This window comes from Aureliella helgolandensis (assembly GCF_007752135.1).
GTDB lineage: Bacteria > Planctomycetota > Planctomycetia > Pirellulales > Pirellulaceae > Aureliella > Aureliella helgolandensis.
In genome coordinates, this window is sequence record NZ_CP036298.1 from 5,693,243 (window position 1) to 5,710,909 (window position 17,667).

Annotated in this window: 15 protein-coding genes; 12 read left to right on the forward strand and 3 right to left on the reverse strand. The window is 52.4% G+C overall.

Features of this window, described 5'->3' with window-relative positions:
- Positions 1-37 precede the first annotated feature (37 nt).
- Positions 38-232 carry a hypothetical protein gene (locus Q31a_RS30380; RefSeq protein WP_197355421.1) on the reverse strand — a complete coding sequence of 65 codons (195 nt, stop codon included), beginning with the start codon at positions 230-232 and terminating at the stop codon, positions 38-40.
- A 1,026-nt stretch (positions 233-1,258) separates the two neighbouring features.
- Here Q31a_RS30380 and Q31a_RS19980 point away from each other — a divergent pair.
- Positions 1,259-2,296 (forward strand): tyrosine-type recombinase/integrase, encoded by a 1,038-nt coding sequence (locus Q31a_RS19980; RefSeq protein ID WP_231690853.1) that lies wholly within the window; start codon positions 1,259-1,261, stop codon positions 2,294-2,296.
- 128 nt (positions 2,297-2,424) lie between these two features.
- Here Q31a_RS19980 and Q31a_RS19985 read toward each other — a convergent pair whose 3' ends face one another.
- Together Q31a_RS19985 and Q31a_RS19990 are read right to left on the reverse strand one after the other, a co-directional pair.
- Positions 2,425-3,447 carry a nucleotide-binding domain-containing protein gene (locus tag Q31a_RS19985; protein ID WP_197355422.1) on the reverse strand — a complete coding sequence of 341 codons (1,023 nt, stop codon included), beginning with the start codon at positions 3,445-3,447 and terminating at the stop codon, positions 2,425-2,427.
- A 322-nt stretch (positions 3,448-3,769) separates the two neighbouring features.
- The gene (locus Q31a_RS19990; protein WP_145081883.1) at positions 3,770-4,291 is read right to left on the reverse strand and encodes a Pycsar system effector family protein; all 522 of its coding nucleotides are present in this window, start codon (positions 4,289-4,291) and stop codon (positions 3,770-3,772) included.
- 241 nt (positions 4,292-4,532) lie between these two features.
- Between Q31a_RS19990 and Q31a_RS19995 the strand changes: the two genes are divergently transcribed.
- The 11 genes from Q31a_RS19995 to Q31a_RS20045 all read left to right on the forward strand — a co-directional run bounded on the left by Q31a_RS19995 (position 4,533) and on the right by Q31a_RS20045 (position 17,666).
- Entirely contained in the window at positions 4,533-5,189 is a 657-nt protein-coding gene (locus tag Q31a_RS19995) for an RNA polymerase sigma factor (protein ID WP_145081885.1), read from the forward strand.
- On the forward strand, positions 5,186-5,578 hold the full coding sequence (locus tag Q31a_RS20000; protein ID WP_145081887.1) for a hypothetical protein: 393 nt from the start codon (positions 5,186-5,188) through the stop codon (positions 5,576-5,578). The genes Q31a_RS19995 and Q31a_RS20000 overlap by 4 nt, the downstream gene beginning before the upstream one ends.
- Positions 5,550-6,446: an ImmA/IrrE family metallo-endopeptidase gene (locus Q31a_RS20005; RefSeq protein WP_145081889.1), complete on the forward strand. Its 897-nt coding sequence runs from the start codon at positions 5,550-5,552 to the stop codon at positions 6,444-6,446. Before Q31a_RS20000 ends, Q31a_RS20005 begins: the two co-directional genes overlap by 29 nt.
- A gap of 586 nt (positions 6,447-7,032) precedes the next feature.
- Complete coding sequence (locus Q31a_RS20010; RefSeq protein WP_197355423.1) at positions 7,033-8,274, forward strand: lipase family protein; 1,242 nt, start codon at positions 7,033-7,035, stop codon at positions 8,272-8,274.
- Between the two features lie 2 nt (positions 8,275-8,276).
- Positions 8,277-9,056 (forward strand): DUF1883 domain-containing protein, encoded by a 780-nt coding sequence (locus tag Q31a_RS20015; RefSeq protein ID WP_145081893.1) that lies wholly within the window; start codon positions 8,277-8,279, stop codon positions 9,054-9,056.
- A gap of 6 nt (positions 9,057-9,062) precedes the next feature.
- On the forward strand, positions 9,063-9,632 hold the full coding sequence (locus Q31a_RS20020; protein ID WP_145081895.1) for a restriction endonuclease subunit S: 570 nt from the start codon (positions 9,063-9,065) through the stop codon (positions 9,630-9,632).
- A gap of 74 nt (positions 9,633-9,706) precedes the next feature.
- Positions 9,707-11,233 carry a type I restriction-modification system subunit M gene (locus Q31a_RS20025; protein WP_145081897.1) on the forward strand — a complete coding sequence of 509 codons (1,527 nt, stop codon included), beginning with the start codon at positions 9,707-9,709 and terminating at the stop codon, positions 11,231-11,233.
- Positions 11,223-12,536, forward strand: a complete 1,314-nt coding sequence (locus Q31a_RS20030; RefSeq protein ID WP_145081899.1) for a restriction endonuclease subunit S — start codon at positions 11,223-11,225, stop codon at positions 12,534-12,536. Before Q31a_RS20025 ends, Q31a_RS20030 begins: the two co-directional genes overlap by 11 nt.
- Complete coding sequence (locus Q31a_RS20035; RefSeq protein ID WP_145081901.1) at positions 12,536-13,651, forward strand: PDDEXK nuclease domain-containing protein; 1,116 nt, start codon at positions 12,536-12,538, stop codon at positions 13,649-13,651. Before Q31a_RS20030 ends, Q31a_RS20035 begins: the two co-directional genes overlap by 1 nt.
- A complete protein-coding gene (locus tag Q31a_RS20040) occupies positions 13,648-16,917 on the forward strand; it encodes a type I restriction endonuclease subunit R (protein WP_145081903.1) in 3,270 nt (1,089 codons plus the stop codon). Before Q31a_RS20035 ends, Q31a_RS20040 begins: the two co-directional genes overlap by 4 nt.
- Positions 16,917-17,666, forward strand: coding sequence for a M48 family metallopeptidase (locus Q31a_RS20045; RefSeq protein ID WP_197355424.1), 750 nt, complete (start codon positions 16,917-16,919; stop codon positions 17,664-17,666). Before Q31a_RS20040 ends, Q31a_RS20045 begins: the two co-directional genes overlap by 1 nt.
- Position 17,667 lies beyond the last annotated feature (1 nt).

Here is a 17,667-nt window from a genome sequence, read left to right on the forward strand (position 1 = left end):
CCGACGTTGTTCCAGTTCGCAGCACAGGGATTCCCGGCTATGCCAACCATGCCGAAAAACTCTTCGGACGAATATGTTTTAGTCGGATCAGGCAGATGCCAGCGATTCCATATCCCGCGACCGTCTGTGGACGAAAGGGCGCTGGTAAGATCGTCGCTAGAATCCGTGGATCAACTCGAAAATTCGCCAAGATTCGGCGATCAATAGTTCCTCGGATAGTCGGAATTCGCACCGTCGATGCCTTTTCTAAGACTTTGGGTAAGATTGTAACCGTACTACCTGACCCTAACTTAACAGTGGACTTCAGTTGTTTCACTGCCGGAAGCCCATTCTCTTAATTGAAACACTACTTGGAACAACCATGCATTGGCGCGGTACATATCGCCTGGCTCGAATGTGTTTAGTAGTCGTCGGACACTCGGTTCCGGATAACTGGGACACTCAATTCTGAGTGGTTACCAACGATAACTCCTCTTCCGCGAGCTAAACTATGAACCTATTTCAATGTCGACGATGTGACCAGCCAATTTCCAACGGACGCCAAATGGAGACATTGAGTATTGGATTTGAGTTCTTTCGCGACGATGGTCAGATCGAGTCGCTCGAAACGCTGTCCAAGTTTTACTGTATGAAATGTATACCCAGCAACATTGATGTCAGTTTGTCGGATTGGCGCAGAAAAGCACCAAGCTTAGAGCAGCAATCAAGCGGAGGAGATAGCACCAGTATGTCGTTTCATTGCTGCGAATGCGGCACTCCGTTCCAAAGTCGGCAGCCAATCCTCAGCGTGGTCCTGATCCGGGAGTTTTTTGATTCAGACACGCAGGAACTTGTGCCGCTGTCCGCCGATTGGCTGTACACCTGGTGTCTCGCGTGTATTCCCGACTCAAAACGACTGCGTTTGCCAAATCTTGAGGGCTAGCCGAAAAACCGTGGCTATTTCTCAAATTTGGTCAGGAGCTGTGTTTTGTCAAGCGAAATATTGCTTGGCCTTTCCATCGCAGCCACCATGTCGCATCGATCGCCTTGACGTTCAAAGCGATTGCTCGGTTTCACCTGCAGTTGCTATGCCGCTCACCCTGCATGGCAGTTCCAAGCTCCAGAACTTAAGCGCTATCCAATATCCGAATTTAATGCTGGACAAAGGATGTTATTCAGCGTTAAGGTTCGAGAGTACAAAAACTCACTATAGGCATTCTTGAGTTGCCTTGTGGGTAAAGCAACGGATAGTGTGTACGAGGAGTTGCGCGGAGGGACATTGAAACGAATTGAATGGCATGATGCAGCTTGGCAAGCCGAGCAACAAAAGCCGACCGAATCGGTGCCGGTTCCACATCAGAGTGATGGCGAATTGGTTACTGCTAATGGAAATGCCGGGACACCCAATCTCATCCAAGAAGCTGGCCCGGCGGCGAAGTTTGCTTGGGAGGAATTCATTTATGGCAAGTTGCGAAATCGGCACACGCGGGCTGCGTATGAGCGAGCGATTCGGCAATTCCTGCGTCACTGCGATCGCCAAAATAGAGATCTGCCGACAATCACGCCGATGGACGTAGGCACTTACTTGGACGGTCTTGCGTACGCGATGTCAACCAAGAAATTGCACTTGGCCGCGCTTCGACACTTCTTCGATGCACTGGTCACCAGGCATGTGGTGGTTCTTAATCCTGCCGCTTCGGTTCGCGGTGAACGACTTCACGTAATCGAAGGCAAAACACCGGAGATATCAATCGATCAGGCCCGCCAGTTGTTGCGCAGTATCGATGTATCCAACATCGTCGGCCTGCGTGATCGAGCGATCATCAGCATCTTGATCTACACAGCAGCCCGCGCCGGAGCTGTGGCTGGTTTGCGTTGCTGCGACTTCTACGATCTCGGGGAGCAATACTGCTTCCGCTTCCACGAGAAAGGCGGCAAGTCGCGGGAGATCCCAGTACGCCACGATCTCAGCCAAACGATCCGAGCTTACCAAACTGCGGCACAACTCAATGCTTGCGACAAAGCCAGTCCGCTGTTTCGAACCACCATTCGACGAACCAAACAACTCACAGAAAACTGGATGACTGCCGACGACATTGGGCGTATGGTTAAGCGCCGGCTCCGTGCGGCTGGCTTGCCCAGTCGCCTCTCACCCCATTCATTTCGCGTCACCACCATCACCGACCTTCTGTCTCAGGGAGTCCCACTCGAGGACGTACAGAATCTCGCCGGCCATGCTGACCCACGGACCACTCGTCTGTACGATAGGCGGCAGCGGAAAGTCACTCGCAATATCGTCGAGCGGATTTCGATCTGAGATTGGACTCTTGAATGGTGGATCGCATTCATGTGCGGCTCGTAGTCAATCGACGAGGCGGATCGACACGGCTACTCGTCGGCGTTGCCGCGCGGCGACTGATTTGTAGGAGCTGAAAAGAAACGCAGTTACTCAACATAAACTCCAAACGTCGTTCGAAATTGTACTCCGTGGGAGGTGCGGACTTCAATGGTCAAGTAATGAAGACCTCGATACTTTGTCTTTTCCCAGTGAGAGAAGCGCTCGTGCTGTTCTTGCGTGCGAATTTCGTAATCTCTTGAATGCGCATCACCGTCTACCGGGTTTTTGTTCCACGCCTCAGTGCCATGGTTCTTTGCCGAACACCTGATCGTGTATGGCAATTGGGGAAGATATGGAATCGCGACCGTGAACTTAATCCAGCGATTTTTGGGAACGATGCGACTAGCCGCAAAATAAGATCCCTGGCGTTCAACTCGATCCTCGTCATACACTTCCGCGAATACGCGCAGTGCCGGAATACTGCCGGATTCGATGAGTTTGGTTGACGATAATGGTGTACACTTCAAGTACTCATAAGTTGAGAGCCTCCATTGGCGATAGTTGATTGCAGTTCCATGTTGATCTGTATGGTTCGGCTGCACGAATGGGATTTCAACCGGACTGCCATCTCGCTTCACACGCTTGATTGCGACTAGTGATTCTGGAAAATCCAGAGTGTCCACAAGACTTCCCCCAACCATACTGCGGTTACGGGAGGCGGCATGTTGGAGCTTTGCAGCTACGTCCACGAAGAACGAAGTGGCTGTCACCTCTTCGACGCCAGGATATCCATACGAGCTCCATAGGACTGCTTTTTCGGGCCCATGGTCCAACCCAATCCGTATTCCGAACTCGTGGTTGAAGCCCATAGTACTCAGCTTGGGACCAACGATTTGTTCGGCAAAAACCTGAAGCGTGGCTGCACAGTTCACGCCGTTAATAGCTGCGTCCTCCGGCTTAACCATAGGTCCGCCAAAATAGGCCATGACCGCATCCCCCATGATGCGATGAACGTGTCCGTCAAAACATCGGACAATCTGTATAGCAGTCTGAATGAACGCATTTTTTATTCGACGAACTTCCTCAAGCGGAAATAGGAGGCTCAATCTGGTAGAGCTTTCAATATCCATGAACAGAGTCGTGATGGCGCAGTAGCAGACGTCATCAGTGCCCCTTAGGTGCAGAAAGTCTGGATGATCACCGATCGTCGGTTTGAGCGCGAGCCCTTTTCCGAATAGAGGACGCAACGCAAGCTGTGCTTCGTCCGCTTCGACAATGAGCCCTCCTCTTGAATTTGCGGACATCGACGCTGCTTTGCTGCTGTATCGCGATCGAGATTCAAGAAATTGCCCCTCAAGACCGTTCTCAAACGATCGCAAGAGACTGTCTTTTAGTAGTGGCGTTCCGAGCTGTTGCATTCTGTCATCCTGTACAAAAAGTGGCGTTTAAGTCTTACGGTTTCAGCAGAAGTGCGAAGATCAGAAAGAGGCTGCCAAGAGCCGAAGCCCAAATAGCGAAATTGACAAGTCGAAACTTTGCCACAGCAATGTCACTCAGTACGTGAATGTGTCGTGCTAGCTGTTCAACGTGGTCTGAATCAGTCGCTTCATTCATAACACTGCAATAGTCATCAGCTTTTGCAAATTTATGAACTTGCCCCCAATAGATGAGACCAGTTTGAGGTGGCGGTTTCATTTTGGCTTTGCCTATTTTCCAGCGGTTAATGCGTAGTCGGGGTGTTAACGCAAGAACCGAAAACACGAACCCCGCAACAAGCCCACTGGCTGCGATTACTCCAAGCGTGACGCAAGCGGCACTCGCACTTGTCGATTTGTGGAGTTCCGACGCGTAAAGAGCGCCGATGAGCGCGGTGCACCAAGCGGATGTCACGGCCGCCTTCGAATCGGCAAATCGGATGTACTCGTTTTGATAGCTGTGAACCTGCCACAAAAACTCACGCTGACCGTGATTCATTGAAAACTCCCAAGGGATATGTGAATTGTTGCGGCGGTAGTTGCTTGGTTTCCCGCAATCAAGCGATCGAGTCTGGGTAAACGCGTACGTCGCAGTGGAAGTCTATTGCTCGGAACTCGCCTCAGTGCTTTTCAACTCTGCCAACAGTACTACCCAGTGCCGTTACAATTAACGCTCGGATTTTTTGTAACGGCCATGGATAGAGCAAGTAGAGGAAACTGTGTCGAGCCGGAGGGTGGGAATGGAAAGCCAAGCTGATACATCAGCGAGCGACGAAGAATTGGAGCTGCGAGCCTGGGACGGCGATGAGTCGGTCCAGGCAGAGCTTGTCCTATCGCTGTCTGCACCGCTGGAGAGGGCAATGATCAAGAAATACGGATTGAACACCGCTGACGCGGAGGACGTCGTAGCCGATGGGATTCGAATCTTTTGGCAAATCCGAGAGCGTTACGATCCTTCCCAGAGTTTGAAGGCATTTATCTACCGAATTGTGGATCGTATCGCGTTGAAGCTCGTGTCAGGGCATCTAAGGTGGCAGAAGGCGAGGAACCTGGAAACGCAAGTCGACGACACATGGTTGGCGGAGATTGCTGCTGCTGAAACTGCGGCGAATGATGGCAACTTGAAGGACGGCGAACCGACAAAGCCATTGTGTCAAGTTGTCCAACGCGCACTGGATACTCTCAATGAACTTGAACGACTTGTGATTGAGGCTTATGCGCGAGCCGGGGACGAGGAGGTGAAAGCCGCAGAACTCGGAGTCGAACTGGGTAAACAGCGAGACGGCGTCCCGATTCCCGAGGGAACTATTCGGCAGAATAAACGGAGGGCAATCGCCAAAATAGAGGCAGAACTCATGCGACAAGGATACAACCCTTCGACTGGAGCTCTCACATGAGAAGCGATTCATCGAACAAAGATCGTTTAGTATTGTCATTGGTAAACAAAGTTATAACGCCAAGGGGTTACCGGCCGGAATCGGACGAGGAGATTGACGCGATGCTAGAAGGTCTTGGCACCGAGCCGTTGCCAAAGGACAAGCTGGAAAGGATGCTTGCCAAAATTCGTGGCGATTTACCAACGGTTTGTGATCCGTCCTTGCAGGCAGAGTTCGACTTGAGCAAAGAGTCATCGGAAGCCCACGAACTGGCCGCCATGTATCGCGCTCAAGGCAAAGCAATCCCTCCAGAGCTAGCGGAAAAACTGAGACGGATGGAAGAAAGGGCTGCTGGATTACCTGAAATCGAATTACCTGAAGATGAAGGGAAAGATTTTGGGGAAGGATAGGTCATGGAAGCTGCATTACGCAGCATTGAACCATGCGGCGATCCAAGGTGAGGAAATTGCGAGCATCTTTGAATTCGTGAAGCCTCCCGTTGATCCATTTGCGATAATGGACGCGGAACGCGAACTTATTTGCTACGACGGTGACGACTTTGGCGACTGCTTTGATGGTCGGATACGATTCGTCGGTCCGCGATTTTTAATTTGTTTTAATACGCGTTTTAACGCTTGGCCCCACAAGGGGCAGAACCACACGAAAATCCTGTTCGCAATTGCACATGAACTTGGTCACTTTTTTCTCCCGAAGCATCGTGATTATTTGGTTCGTAGCCGTCAGTCGCATGGATCTTTTTCTGAGTTCACGTCAGATCCATTGGTTGAACAGCAAGCCGATTTCTTTGCGTCCGGACTGTTAATGCCTAAGTATCTACTTGGCCCCGAGGTGAACTCAAGCAACTTCGTGACATTAGATCGTTTCCACCGAGTGCGGAATTCATTCGAAGTCTCGCTGACGGGACTCCTGGTCCGCTGGACCCAGTTGTCGGACTTCCCCTGTGCGACAATCGCTATAAAGAATGGCAAGATCCAGTTTGGATGGACATCTGCTGCTCTCCGAACGCGAGGAGCTTTTAGGATTCGGAGAGGTGACTCCGTTTCTTGCCGAGCCGCGAAGGATTTCCTTGAAGCTGATCCAAGCCTAACCCGCTACCGCGAAGGTAGTGGGTCTGGCTCAATTCGTAATTGGATTGATTTCGATGACTATCGATTGCAGACGGAGGAGCACTACTTCGCAATTCCTCATTCAGGCACGGTTTGGATCTTGGTCGTTGCTGATGAAAACGATTTTCAAGATAGTGAGTTCGAAGATTGAGGGCTTCCCCTACGACACTCACACCACCCGGTTCGAGCTACCGCCATGACCGGCTTCTTTCTCGTGAAGTTCCTCTCGCGGGTGCAGAATCTCGGCGGCCAGTCCCACAAGCGGACTTAAACGGTTCCTCGTCCCTAGGGCTCCGCCTGGACGCTTCTCACGTTATTGCAAGCTGAATAGCGCACATCCGTACACTAATTAATACTGTTATGGATTCTTCGGCACGGAGTGAAACTAGTTCAGTACAAGCTATCGAAAATGGCCAGAAACGATATATCAATGACAAAGTGAGGCTTGTAGCGATCGCTGGATAGTGCAGCAAAAGTATTGCTGTAGGGTTGTACTGCAGGAGGTTCGGCAATAGACTTTGAGAAATGGATGTCATGAGCGCATAAAAAACGGCTCCGTGGTGGAACACGAAGCCGTCTGCGTTCATGCGGGCCGGGAGCCCGGATGATCTACTGAAAGCACCATTCTGACTCCCAAATTCCTGCGGTCAAGGACGGCCGCTCCGGCGCTAGCAACTTCGCTGTCGCCGTGTTCGGTTGGTGCGACCTTGATGGTCGCCCTATTTGGAGTCAGATTGATGAAGAGTTTTGTTGTACCGGCGACATTGTTGTTGATGAGTCTGGCCTCGCCAGCGCTCGCACAATTCGTGCCGCCACCCGAAGCCGTCGTGAGCAATTCGATACCGACGTTCCCTTTGCCAGAACTTGCAACGGAACATTTGACGCGACCATTCCAGTCGACCAGCAGTAGTCCCGACTGGAAAGCCGTTCGACTGTTGGCCGAGATGAGCTTCCTTGCCTACGAGGACAGTATTCCAACCGTCCAAAATCGGCTGCGCCTTTACAACCTAACGCTCGGTGAGTTTGTCACGGTCGACAACCATCACTTCATCACTGCATGGGACAAGGACAAGGAAGTTCTTATTATCGCGTTTCGTGGTACGGATATCGCTCAACTTGCCGATTATTGGACCGATCTAGACTACGCAAAGATCACGACCGACATGGGCGAGGTCCATAAGGGCTTCTATTTAGCATCAGAGACGCTCATGCGATCCGTCGTTGCCGCGATCGAGCACCGCGGGCGGCCGAGGAACATTTGGCTAACTGGGCATAGTCTAGGTGGGGCGATTGCAACTCTGTCGATGCGTCGACTTGAGTCTAGTGGACATCGAGTCAATGGTTTAATCACCTTCGGACAGCCGCGCGTTGGCGATCGTCCATTCACCGAGGCGATGAATCGTAGTCTCGGTTCGCGCATCTTACGAGTCATCAACGAAGATGATGTTGTTGTCTCATTACCACCTCGCATCCCAATTGTGATGCCATCCTTCTACAGTTGCGGAAGCGTGCTTCAGTTCCTGAATGGGAAGATCGTGCGCAGCCCGGGGATTGTCGTGATGGCCAAACCACCATTGGACATGGTCGACGACCTATTCGCCGCCCCATCTACAGACTCTAGCGATGCAGACGACCTGTTCGGCATCCCATCAACGGACGTTAGCGATGCAGATGACTTATTTCGTGCGCCACCGCCACCTGAAAACGTCGGCCCTGTATTCCAGCCTGTCGACATCGACTTAAATGCACCCAAGACACCCGACGGGCTTGTTCCACCAGATCCAGAAGCGTTGACGGCCGAGCAGTTTGAGCAGTTGAAAGACATCCTCGATGACCGCGACATTGAGTTCGACGATCTACGCTACGGTGCGCCATTAGGCGGTCCAGTGGATCGACTCAATTTGAAACGGCGGGCTGGAAATCACCTGATGCACCTCTACATCCAAAACATTGAGCGTTTCGCTGCGGAGGGCAAGTAGAAATGAATTTCACTCATTACAATCTTGGTCACCGTGAAAGAGGCGATATTGTCGAGGTCACGCTGAAAGGCAATTCAGCGAATGTCCGCCTGCTCGATTCATCAAACTTCCAAAGCTACCGCGCCGGTCGGCGTCATTCGTATCATGGCGGTCGAGCGACGAAGTCACCGGTTCGAATCCCCGTACCTAACAGTGGCCATTGGCATGTCGCTGTGGATATGCAAGGCCTGGGCGGCCGTGTTAGCAGCTCGATTCGTACGATTCGACCACCTCGGCCGTTGCCGACAATTAACGAAGCCCCTTTGGGATCCATTCCGAGCCTTGTTCGTACGCCAGCACCAGCAGATGACGGCACCGTCGAAGAATTGGAATTCGATGTCTTCATTTCTCACGCCAGTGAAGACAAGGACTCAGTTGTCCGGCCCTTGGCCGAAGCGCTGAGGGAGGGTGGGCTTCGTGTTTGGTTCGACGAATTTGAGTTAGGGATCGGCGATAGCTTGCGTCGAAAAATTGACCAAGGCCTAGCACGAAGTCGATTTGGAGTCGTGGTCTTGTCCAGAAGCTTCTTTGGTAAAGGATGGACCAACTACGAGCTGGATGGAATTGTAACCAAGGCTGTTTCGGGCGATCAGGTGCTGCTACCCATCTGGCACGAAATCACGAAAAAGGAAGTGATCGAGTACAGCCCTTCCATTGCTGACAAGCTAGCAAGAAGTACCGCGACGCATACGGTTGAAGAAATCGCTGAGGAGATCGTGTCTGTAATTCGCAAGGCAAATTAGTTCCACATGCAGCGCCTAATTAACAATATTGCTGAAGTCCGGATGGGCTATCACTTTCGTGGCCGGGTTCAGGAAGAACCTGGTGGCAATGCGTTGGTGCTGCAGATTCGTGATGTGGATGAAGATGGTCGGTTCAATCCAGATGCGTTGACGCCGATGGAGATTCCGAATCTGCCAAACCACGTACTGTCGGCAGGCGACGTAGTGTTTCTCGCACGCGGCGCTCGCCGGTATGCGTTTTTGTGTGACGTGGTGGACCACCACAACATTGTGCCTGCTGGTTATTTCATGGTGCTTCGTGCAAAAGACGAACGCGTTCGGCCTGGGTATTTGGCTTGGGCGATCAACCAGGATCGGTTCCAGGCTCTCATTGACTCGGTGTCGTCGGGCACGGCCGTGCCACAAATCACTAAGGGCAATTTGACCGAACTTTCGATCGACGTGCCTGACGTACAAACACAAGATCGCATCGCCGCGATTGATTCGCTGATGAAACATGAACGAACCCTCATGCAAAAACTGAGAGACCGGCGGTCGGCATTGCTGCGGGCGGCGGCTCGTGGGGCTGACGATTAATCTTTCGTCCGGGACCAGCAACTGAACCAACAATCAATACACGCCGAGCAACTTCGGAAGACATACTAAACACCATGAACAAAGAATTTACCCAAGACGAAATCAACTCGATCGTTTGGAAAGCCTGTGATTCGTTTCGTGGGGCGGTCGATCCGTCGGAATACAAGAACTACATCCTGACGATGTTGTTCCTGAAATATCTGACTGACCTGTGGAAAGACAAACGCGACGAATACACCAAGAAGTACAAGGGTGACAAGACGCGGATCGAACGGGCGCTAGCTCGCGAGCGGTTCGCGCTACCGCCAAAGTGTGACTTTGACACGCTGTACGAGAACCGCGAAGCGGCCGACATCGGCGACCGAATCAACAAGGCGCTGCAGAAAATCGAAGACGCCAACAAAACGAAGCTCGAAAACGTTTTCCGAAACATCGACTTCAACTCGGAAGCGGCGTTGGGGCAGACGAAGGATCGAAATCGGCGGTTGAAGAATCTACTGGAGGATTTTTACGGCAGCGACGCGCGGCCGTTAGACCTGCGGCCGTCGCACCTGAGCAACCGTGACGTGATCGGGGATTGTTACGAATACCTGATCGAGAAATTTGCAGCGGGCGCAGGTAAGAAAGCCGGAGAGTTTTACACGCCCAAAGAAGTATCGATGCTGCTAGCCAAGTTGGTCGATCCGCAGCCCGGTGACACGATTTGCGATCCGGCTTGCGGTAGCGGTTCGCTGTTGATTCGGACTGCGAAGGAGATTCATGAATTGGACGGTTCGCCGAGCCGCAATTTTTCCTTGTTCGGACAAGAGTCCAACGGCAGCACATGGGCGTTGTCGCGGATGAATATGTTTTTGCACGAAATGGATAGCGCTCGGATCGAGTGGTGCGACACGATCACGAACCCGCGATTAGTCGAAGATGACCAGTTGATGAAGTTCAATGTTGTCGTCGCCAATCCGCCATTCTCGCTGGACAAATGGGGAGCTGAGACGGCGGACACGGATCAGTACAAACGATTCTGGCGTGGCATTCCGCCCAAGAGCAAGGGCGACTTCGCGTTTATCACGCACATGATCGAAACGGCACTAGCCGGTGAAGGCCGTGTCGGCGTGATCGTGCCGCACGGTGTGTTGTTTCGGGGAGGAAGCGAGGGATTGATTCGGCAGAAGCTGGTTGATGAAAACCTGCTCGACGTGGTTGTTGGCTTGCCGGCCGGTTTGTTCTTCGGCACCGGAATCCCTGCGGCGATTCTTGTGTTCCGCAAGGACAAGAAGAAACGCAACGTGATGTTCATTGACGCCAGTCGCGAATTCGTCGACGCCAAGACCCGATCTTACTTGGGCGAAGACCATATTGCCAAAATCGTCAAGTCGTACAAGAAGCGAAAGAACGTCGACAAATACGCCTACGTGGCCGACATTGCCGAGATCGAAGAAAACGAATTCAACTTGAATATCCCCCGCTACGTCGACACGTTCGAAGAAGAGGAAGAGATCGACGTGCGAGCCGTGCAAAAAGAGATTGACGGACTGGAGAAAGAGTTGGCGTCGGTGCAAAAGGAGATGGCGGGGTACTTGAAGGAGCTGGGTTATGGTTCCTGAAGGTTGGATACGCACAAGGATTGGTGACACCAATGTCGTCACATCGGGCGGCACACCAAGTAGAAATGTGGAAGCCTACTGGGGTGGATGCATTCCATGGGTGACGACAGGAGCAATTGACTTTAATATCATTACCCAGGCAGACGAATATATTACCGACGATGGCCTAGCGAATTCGTCAGCAAAACTTTTTCCCAGGAGAACTTTGCTTGTCGGCTTGTACGGAGACGGTGTTACTCGAGGCAAGGTTGCGATGCTCGGCATTGAAGCGGCCACGAATCAAGCCTGCGCGGCAATCCTTCCAAGCGATAGTGTTTTACAAGAGTACTTGTTTTACTACATAGCCTTTCACTACGAGCAGCTAAGACGACTGAGTTCAGATGGAAATCAAAAGAACCTAAGTGGCGGTCTTATTAGGAGTTTCCCTCTACTTAGCCCATCGTTGCCGGAGCAAGAAGAAATTGTTTCTGTTTTTGTGACTATGGATCGACTAATCACATTGTCGGAAAGGTTGATTTCCGCAAAACAAAAACGCAAACAAGCCCTAATGCAGCAACTGCTTACAGGCGAAATTCGCCTCCAAGCGTTCACTAATCGAAGGACGAAGAAACCAAGCCATGTCGTCCGAGTTCCCGCTGCCTTGCGACGCGGCATCTACCCTCCGAGCGTTCAGCCGGGCATCCCAAAGCTCATCGAGAAGCCAGACGGTTGGGACGAAAAGACAATGGCGGAGCTGCTCAAGACAAAGAAGCGACGTGTGCAATTGGATGACGACACCGAGTATGACTTGGTGGTCGCCAAGCGAAATCGTGGCGGAATCGAACCGCGTGGAAAGTTGCGTGGCGAAGAAATCCGCACTAGCAGTCAGTTCAAAGTCAAAGCGGGCGACTTCGTTATTTCCCGTCGGCAAATTATCCACGGTGCCTGTGGCATTGTACCGGCATCGCTTGACGGTGCCATCGTTTCCAATGAGTACTCTGTTTTCACCGTCAACAAACATCTCGATCCCGGCTACCTGCGATTGCTAAGTCATTCGCTTTATTTCCAGCAAACGTGCTTTCACTCAAGCGTCGGCGTTGCAGTCGAGAAGATGATTTTCAAGGTCGAGCAGTGGCTGAAATACCCGTTCCTGCTGCCGCCCGTCGAGGAACAACGAGCGATTACCAAAACGCTCGAAACCGCAGAAGCGGAAATTGCCTTACTGAAACAGCGAGTTAAAAAGCTCAAGCAGCAAAAGAAGGGCCTGATGCAGCAAATGCTGACCGGCAAGACGCGTGTCAAACTTCCCAAGGGGGCCGCGTGATGGCTAAGAAAAAAGGCGGAATGGCTCTCCCCGATGATTACGCGGAAGTGTTTGAGTCACTCAAAGCACGAGTGCGGCAATCGCAAACCAAAGCGATGCTGTCCGTCAACCGCGAAATGATCCAGCTCTACTGGGATATCGGACGCCAAATCGCCCAGCGGCAACAGGACGTTGGCTGGGGGCGAAGCGTTGTCGATCGGCTATCGAAAGACTTGCGTTCCGCCTTCCCAGACGTGACCGGATTTTCCGCATCCAGTTTGTGGCGAATGCGGGCGTTTTGCCTTGCCTACCAAAATCTCGCACAGCCTGTGCGAGAATTGGACGAGCAGCCAAAGGAAGTAGAACTCGCACAGGCCGTGCGAGTTTCTGACCAGCCACCCGAAGCCTTGCTGGGAATCCCCTGGGGACACAACGTCGTTCTCTTTGAAAAGGTCAAAGGCAAATCAGAGCGACTTTGGTACGCAAGCAAAGCGATCGAACACGGCTGGAGCCGAGCTGTTTTGACGGTGCAGATTGATAGTGGTCTTTATCAGCGTCAAGGCAAGGCAATCACCAACTTTGTCGCGACCCTGCCTCCGCCGCAGTCAGATCTAGCTCAAGAGTCACTCAAAGATCCGTACCTGTTCGATTTCCTAACGCTCCATGAAGATGCTGTCGAGCGGGATCTCGAACAGGGTCTCACCGACCATGTTCAGCGGTTCCTACTGGAACTCGGTGCTGGCTTCGCATTTGTTGGGCGGCAAGTGCCGATCTCCGTTGGCGACGAAGACGACTTTCTGGATTTGCTGTTTTACCATCTAAAACTGCGATGCTTCGTCGTCATTGACTTGAAGATGAAAAAGTTCACGCCAGCCGATGCCGGGCAGATGAACTACTACCTATCAGCCGTTGATGACCTGATGCGACATCCCACCGACCAGCCAACCATCGGTTTGATCCTATGCAAATCAAAGGAACGCATCAAAGCCGAATACGCACTGCGGGATATCAACAAACCGATTGGTGTCGCAGAATGGCAAACGAAATTAGTGGAATCGTTGCCGGAGCCACTCAAAGGGAGTTTGCCGAGTATCGAAGAGATTGAAGCGGAATTTGAATCGGAGGATTCGCCATGAGCGATGAAATGCCTTCGTTCAAGGAAGATCATATCTCGCAGATTCCGGCGCTGCAGTTACTGCAACAGCTCGGTTGGAAATATCTGTCGCCCGACGAAGCTGTGGCGGCTCGCGGCGGCAAGCTGTCGAGCGTCTTGCTGGACGCGGTGCTGGTCGATCAACTCAAGAAACTGAACCAAATCGAGTTCAAGGGCGAGTCGCATTTGTTCAGCGAATCGAATATTCACTCGGCGATCCTGGCGCTGAAGGATGTTGTTTACGACGGCTTGGTGCGGACGAACGAGAAAATTTATGATTTGCTGGTGCTGGGAAAGAGTCTGCCGCAGACGATGGCAGGCGACACGAAGAGCTTTCCGCTCAGCTACATCGACTGGAATCCAGAGACGTGGCTGAGGAACAATGTCTTTCACGTCACGGAAGAATTCGTGGTCGAGCGTGTTGGCTCGAAGAAGACCAGGCGTCCCGACATCGTGCTCTTTGTAAACGGAATTCCGCTTTGCGTTATTGAATGCAAGCGACCTGATACAAAAGACGCCATTGGAAAGGCTGTTTCGCAACAGATCCGCAACCAACGCGACTACAGCCTTTCACCTGACCAAGCATCGGAAGCTGAGGACCTTGATCCTGAAGAACAGTCAGCGGGAAGCGGACCGGAAATTCCGCAGCTTTTCGTATTCGCTCAGTTGTTGGTCGGCGTCTCAAAAAATCACGCGATGTACGCAACGACAGGAACGCCTGCCAAGTTCTGGTCGGTGTGGAAAGAGAACGTCGACAAGCCACTGGCCAAGATCATATCGAAGCCGCCCAAGAAGTTGGCGGACACGCGTTGGCTGATGGATCGGTTTACCTATGTCAGCGAAGAACAAGCCGCGTACTTCACCGGCTCGCGAGCGATCACGGACCAAGACCGAGCGCTGTATTGCCTGTGTCGCCCCGAACGGTTGCTGGACTTAGCGTACTCGTTCACCGTCTTTGACGCCGGCGAAAAGAAGGTCGCCCGATACCAGCAATACTTCACCGTGAAAAACACGCTAGGTCGAATCGAGCAACGCGACGACAACGGTGCTCGCAAAGGCGGCGTTGTCTGGCACACGCAGGGGTCGGGCAAGTCCCTGACGATGGTAATGTTGGCGAAAGAGATCGCTCGCTTGCGGTTGCCTCAGTACAAGATCGTACTGGTGACGGACCGCGTCGACTTGGACGATCAGATTTACAAAACCTTCACCCATTGTGACATGCAGCCACAACAGGCGGCCAGTGGCAAAGATCTGGCTTCGCTGATGCAGGGTTCTGTCGGCCGCGTCATCACGACGGTGATCGACAAGTTCGATAACGCTGTGACGCGCGGCAAGCTTCGCAACGAAAGCGACAATATTTTCGTGCTGGTCGACGAAAGCCACCGCGGACAGTACAAGACGATGCACGCCAAGATGCGGAAGGCGATGCCGCGAGGTTGCTTCATCGGCTTCACCGGCACGCCGGTTCGCAAGAAAGAAAAGGACACGATTAACAAATTCGGCGGCTTGATCCAACCGACGTACTCGATTCGCGACGCGGTCGAAGACAAAGCCGTTGTGCCACTGTTGTACGAGGCCCGCGATGTCGAGCAACGAGTCGATCGCGAAACGATTGACCGCTGGTTTGAAATCATTACGACAAATCTCACGAAAGAACAAAAAGCGGACTTAAAGAAGAAGTTCTCAACGACGGATCAATTGAACAAGGCCGAGCAGAAGGTTCGAGAGATCGCACTCGATATCAGTCTGCACTATCGCGACAATTGGCAGGGCACTAAGTACAAGGCTCAGCTTGTCACGCAAGACAAGAAAACGGCGCTGATGTACCAGCGGTTTCTAGAAGAGTTCGGCATGGTGTCGTCGGAGGTGTTAATTTCTGGTCCGGATGATCGCGAGGGCAATGAAGAGGTCGAAATCGACGAAGAGGATCTGCCGGAGATCCAGAAGTTCTGGCGCAAGATGATGAACAAGCACGGCAGCGAAGACCAGTACAACAAGAACGTTATCAACGGCTTCAAGGCTGGCGACAATCCCGAGATCATAGTCGTGGTCGACAAGTTGTTGACGGGGTTCGACGCGCCGCGAAACACGGTGCTCTATCTGACTCGGTCACTGAAGGATCACACCTTGCTGCAAGCGATCGCCCGCGTAAACCGATTGTGTGAGGGAAAGGACTTCGGGTACATCATCGACTACCGGGGCGTGCTGTCGAATTTGCAGAAGGCGTTTGAGTTTTATCGCGAGTTGGAAGAAGCCGACCAAGAAGAACTCGAAGCGGCGATGACCAACGTGGCCGTTGAGATAGAGAAGCTGCCACGCCGTCATACGGAACTGCTCAACTTGTTCCAAAACATTGCGAATAAACAAGATGAAGAGTTGTATGAGCGGAAACTGGCCGACCAAGAGCTGCGAGATCAGTTCTATGACGCGCTGCGTGATTTCGCTCGGTCGCTGTCGATGGCGTTCGGATCGCTGGCTTTCATGGAGCAGACCCCTGACGCCAAGGTTGAGCGCTATCGCAAAGACTTGAAGTTCTTCATGAATCTGCGTTCATCGGTCCGGCATCGCTACGCCGAAGTCGTCGACTTCAAGGAGTACGAAGAGAAGATTCAAAAGCTGATCGACACTCATGTGGCGACCGGCGAGGTGAAGAAGATGACATCGCTGGTCAATATTTTCGATCGGGAGGCGTTCGAAAAGGAATTGGAAGAACTGGCAGGCAAGAGCGCCGGATCCAAGGCGGACACTATCGCCCACCGAACCAAACGCACGATTAACGAGCGGATGGATGACGACCCAGCGTTCTATGCCAAGTTCTCCAAGATGCTTGAGGACGCGATCGCTGCTTTCCAACAGAAACGCCTCGCCGACATCGAGTACTTGAACCAAGTTCAAGACATCGCTGAGAAAATCCGTACGCGTAGCGGTGATAATTTGCCCAGCGAATTGCGGGGGCACGAAGTCGCCGGGGCGTTGTATGGCGTGGTGAAAGAAGTGTTTCAATCACACTCGAGCAGTGATCTCGATTTGGCAACCATCGGCGCGGGGGCGGCTCTTCGGATTGACGACATTGTGAAGACCCACCGCATCGTGAACTGGACCAGCAATCCCGATGTCCAAAACCAGATGCAAACCTCTATCGAGGATTACCTACATGAACTTGAAGGTGCTGGGCTGGACTTATCGTTCGATGAGATCGACTTGATCTTGGAGAAATGCCTGGACATTGCTCGTCGGAGGTATTCCTAATGTCGGTCAACACCGCAATCGATAATGGACAGCCTGGTGGTGGTTACTTGCTGAAGTACGGACGGCTCAACATACCGTTCAAGATCAGATTTCAGCCGCGATCGCAATTGACAATTCACGTCCATCCAGACCTACGTTTAGAGGTGCTGGCACCCGAACACCGCTCCCGCGAAGCGATCCTGCATCGAATCGAAGCAAAATCAGCGTGGATCGCCAAGCAGTGGCGATACTTCGAACGTTACCAGCCCACGCAACCTGCCCGCGAATACTCGAGTGGCGAAACACATCGCTACCTCGGCCGACAGTATCGCCTGAAAGTCACGAGGTCACCTGAATGCGCCGCCAAGTTGTCCGGGAAATTCCTACACGTCTTCCAACCTGTTACATCGGATCAACAGGCAACAAGGAAGCTCGTCATCGACTGGTATCGCCAGCACGCTGACGCCACGTTCTCGCGCCGGTTGACCGAGTGCTTGCCAACGTGCAAATCACTCAAACTGAAATCACCGCCCAAAATATCCATTCGCCAGATGACACGGCGCTGGGGCAGTTGCACGAAGGCTGGCAACATCACGCTCAACCTTGATCTAATCCGCGTCCCAATCCACTGCATTGACTACGTCATCATTCACGAACTGTGCCACTTGAAAATCCACGACCATAGCCCCAGCTTTTACCGAATACTGACTCGCATTCTTCCTGACTGGGAATCGCGAAAAGAACGGTTGGAGTCACAGGATTGGTCGTGAT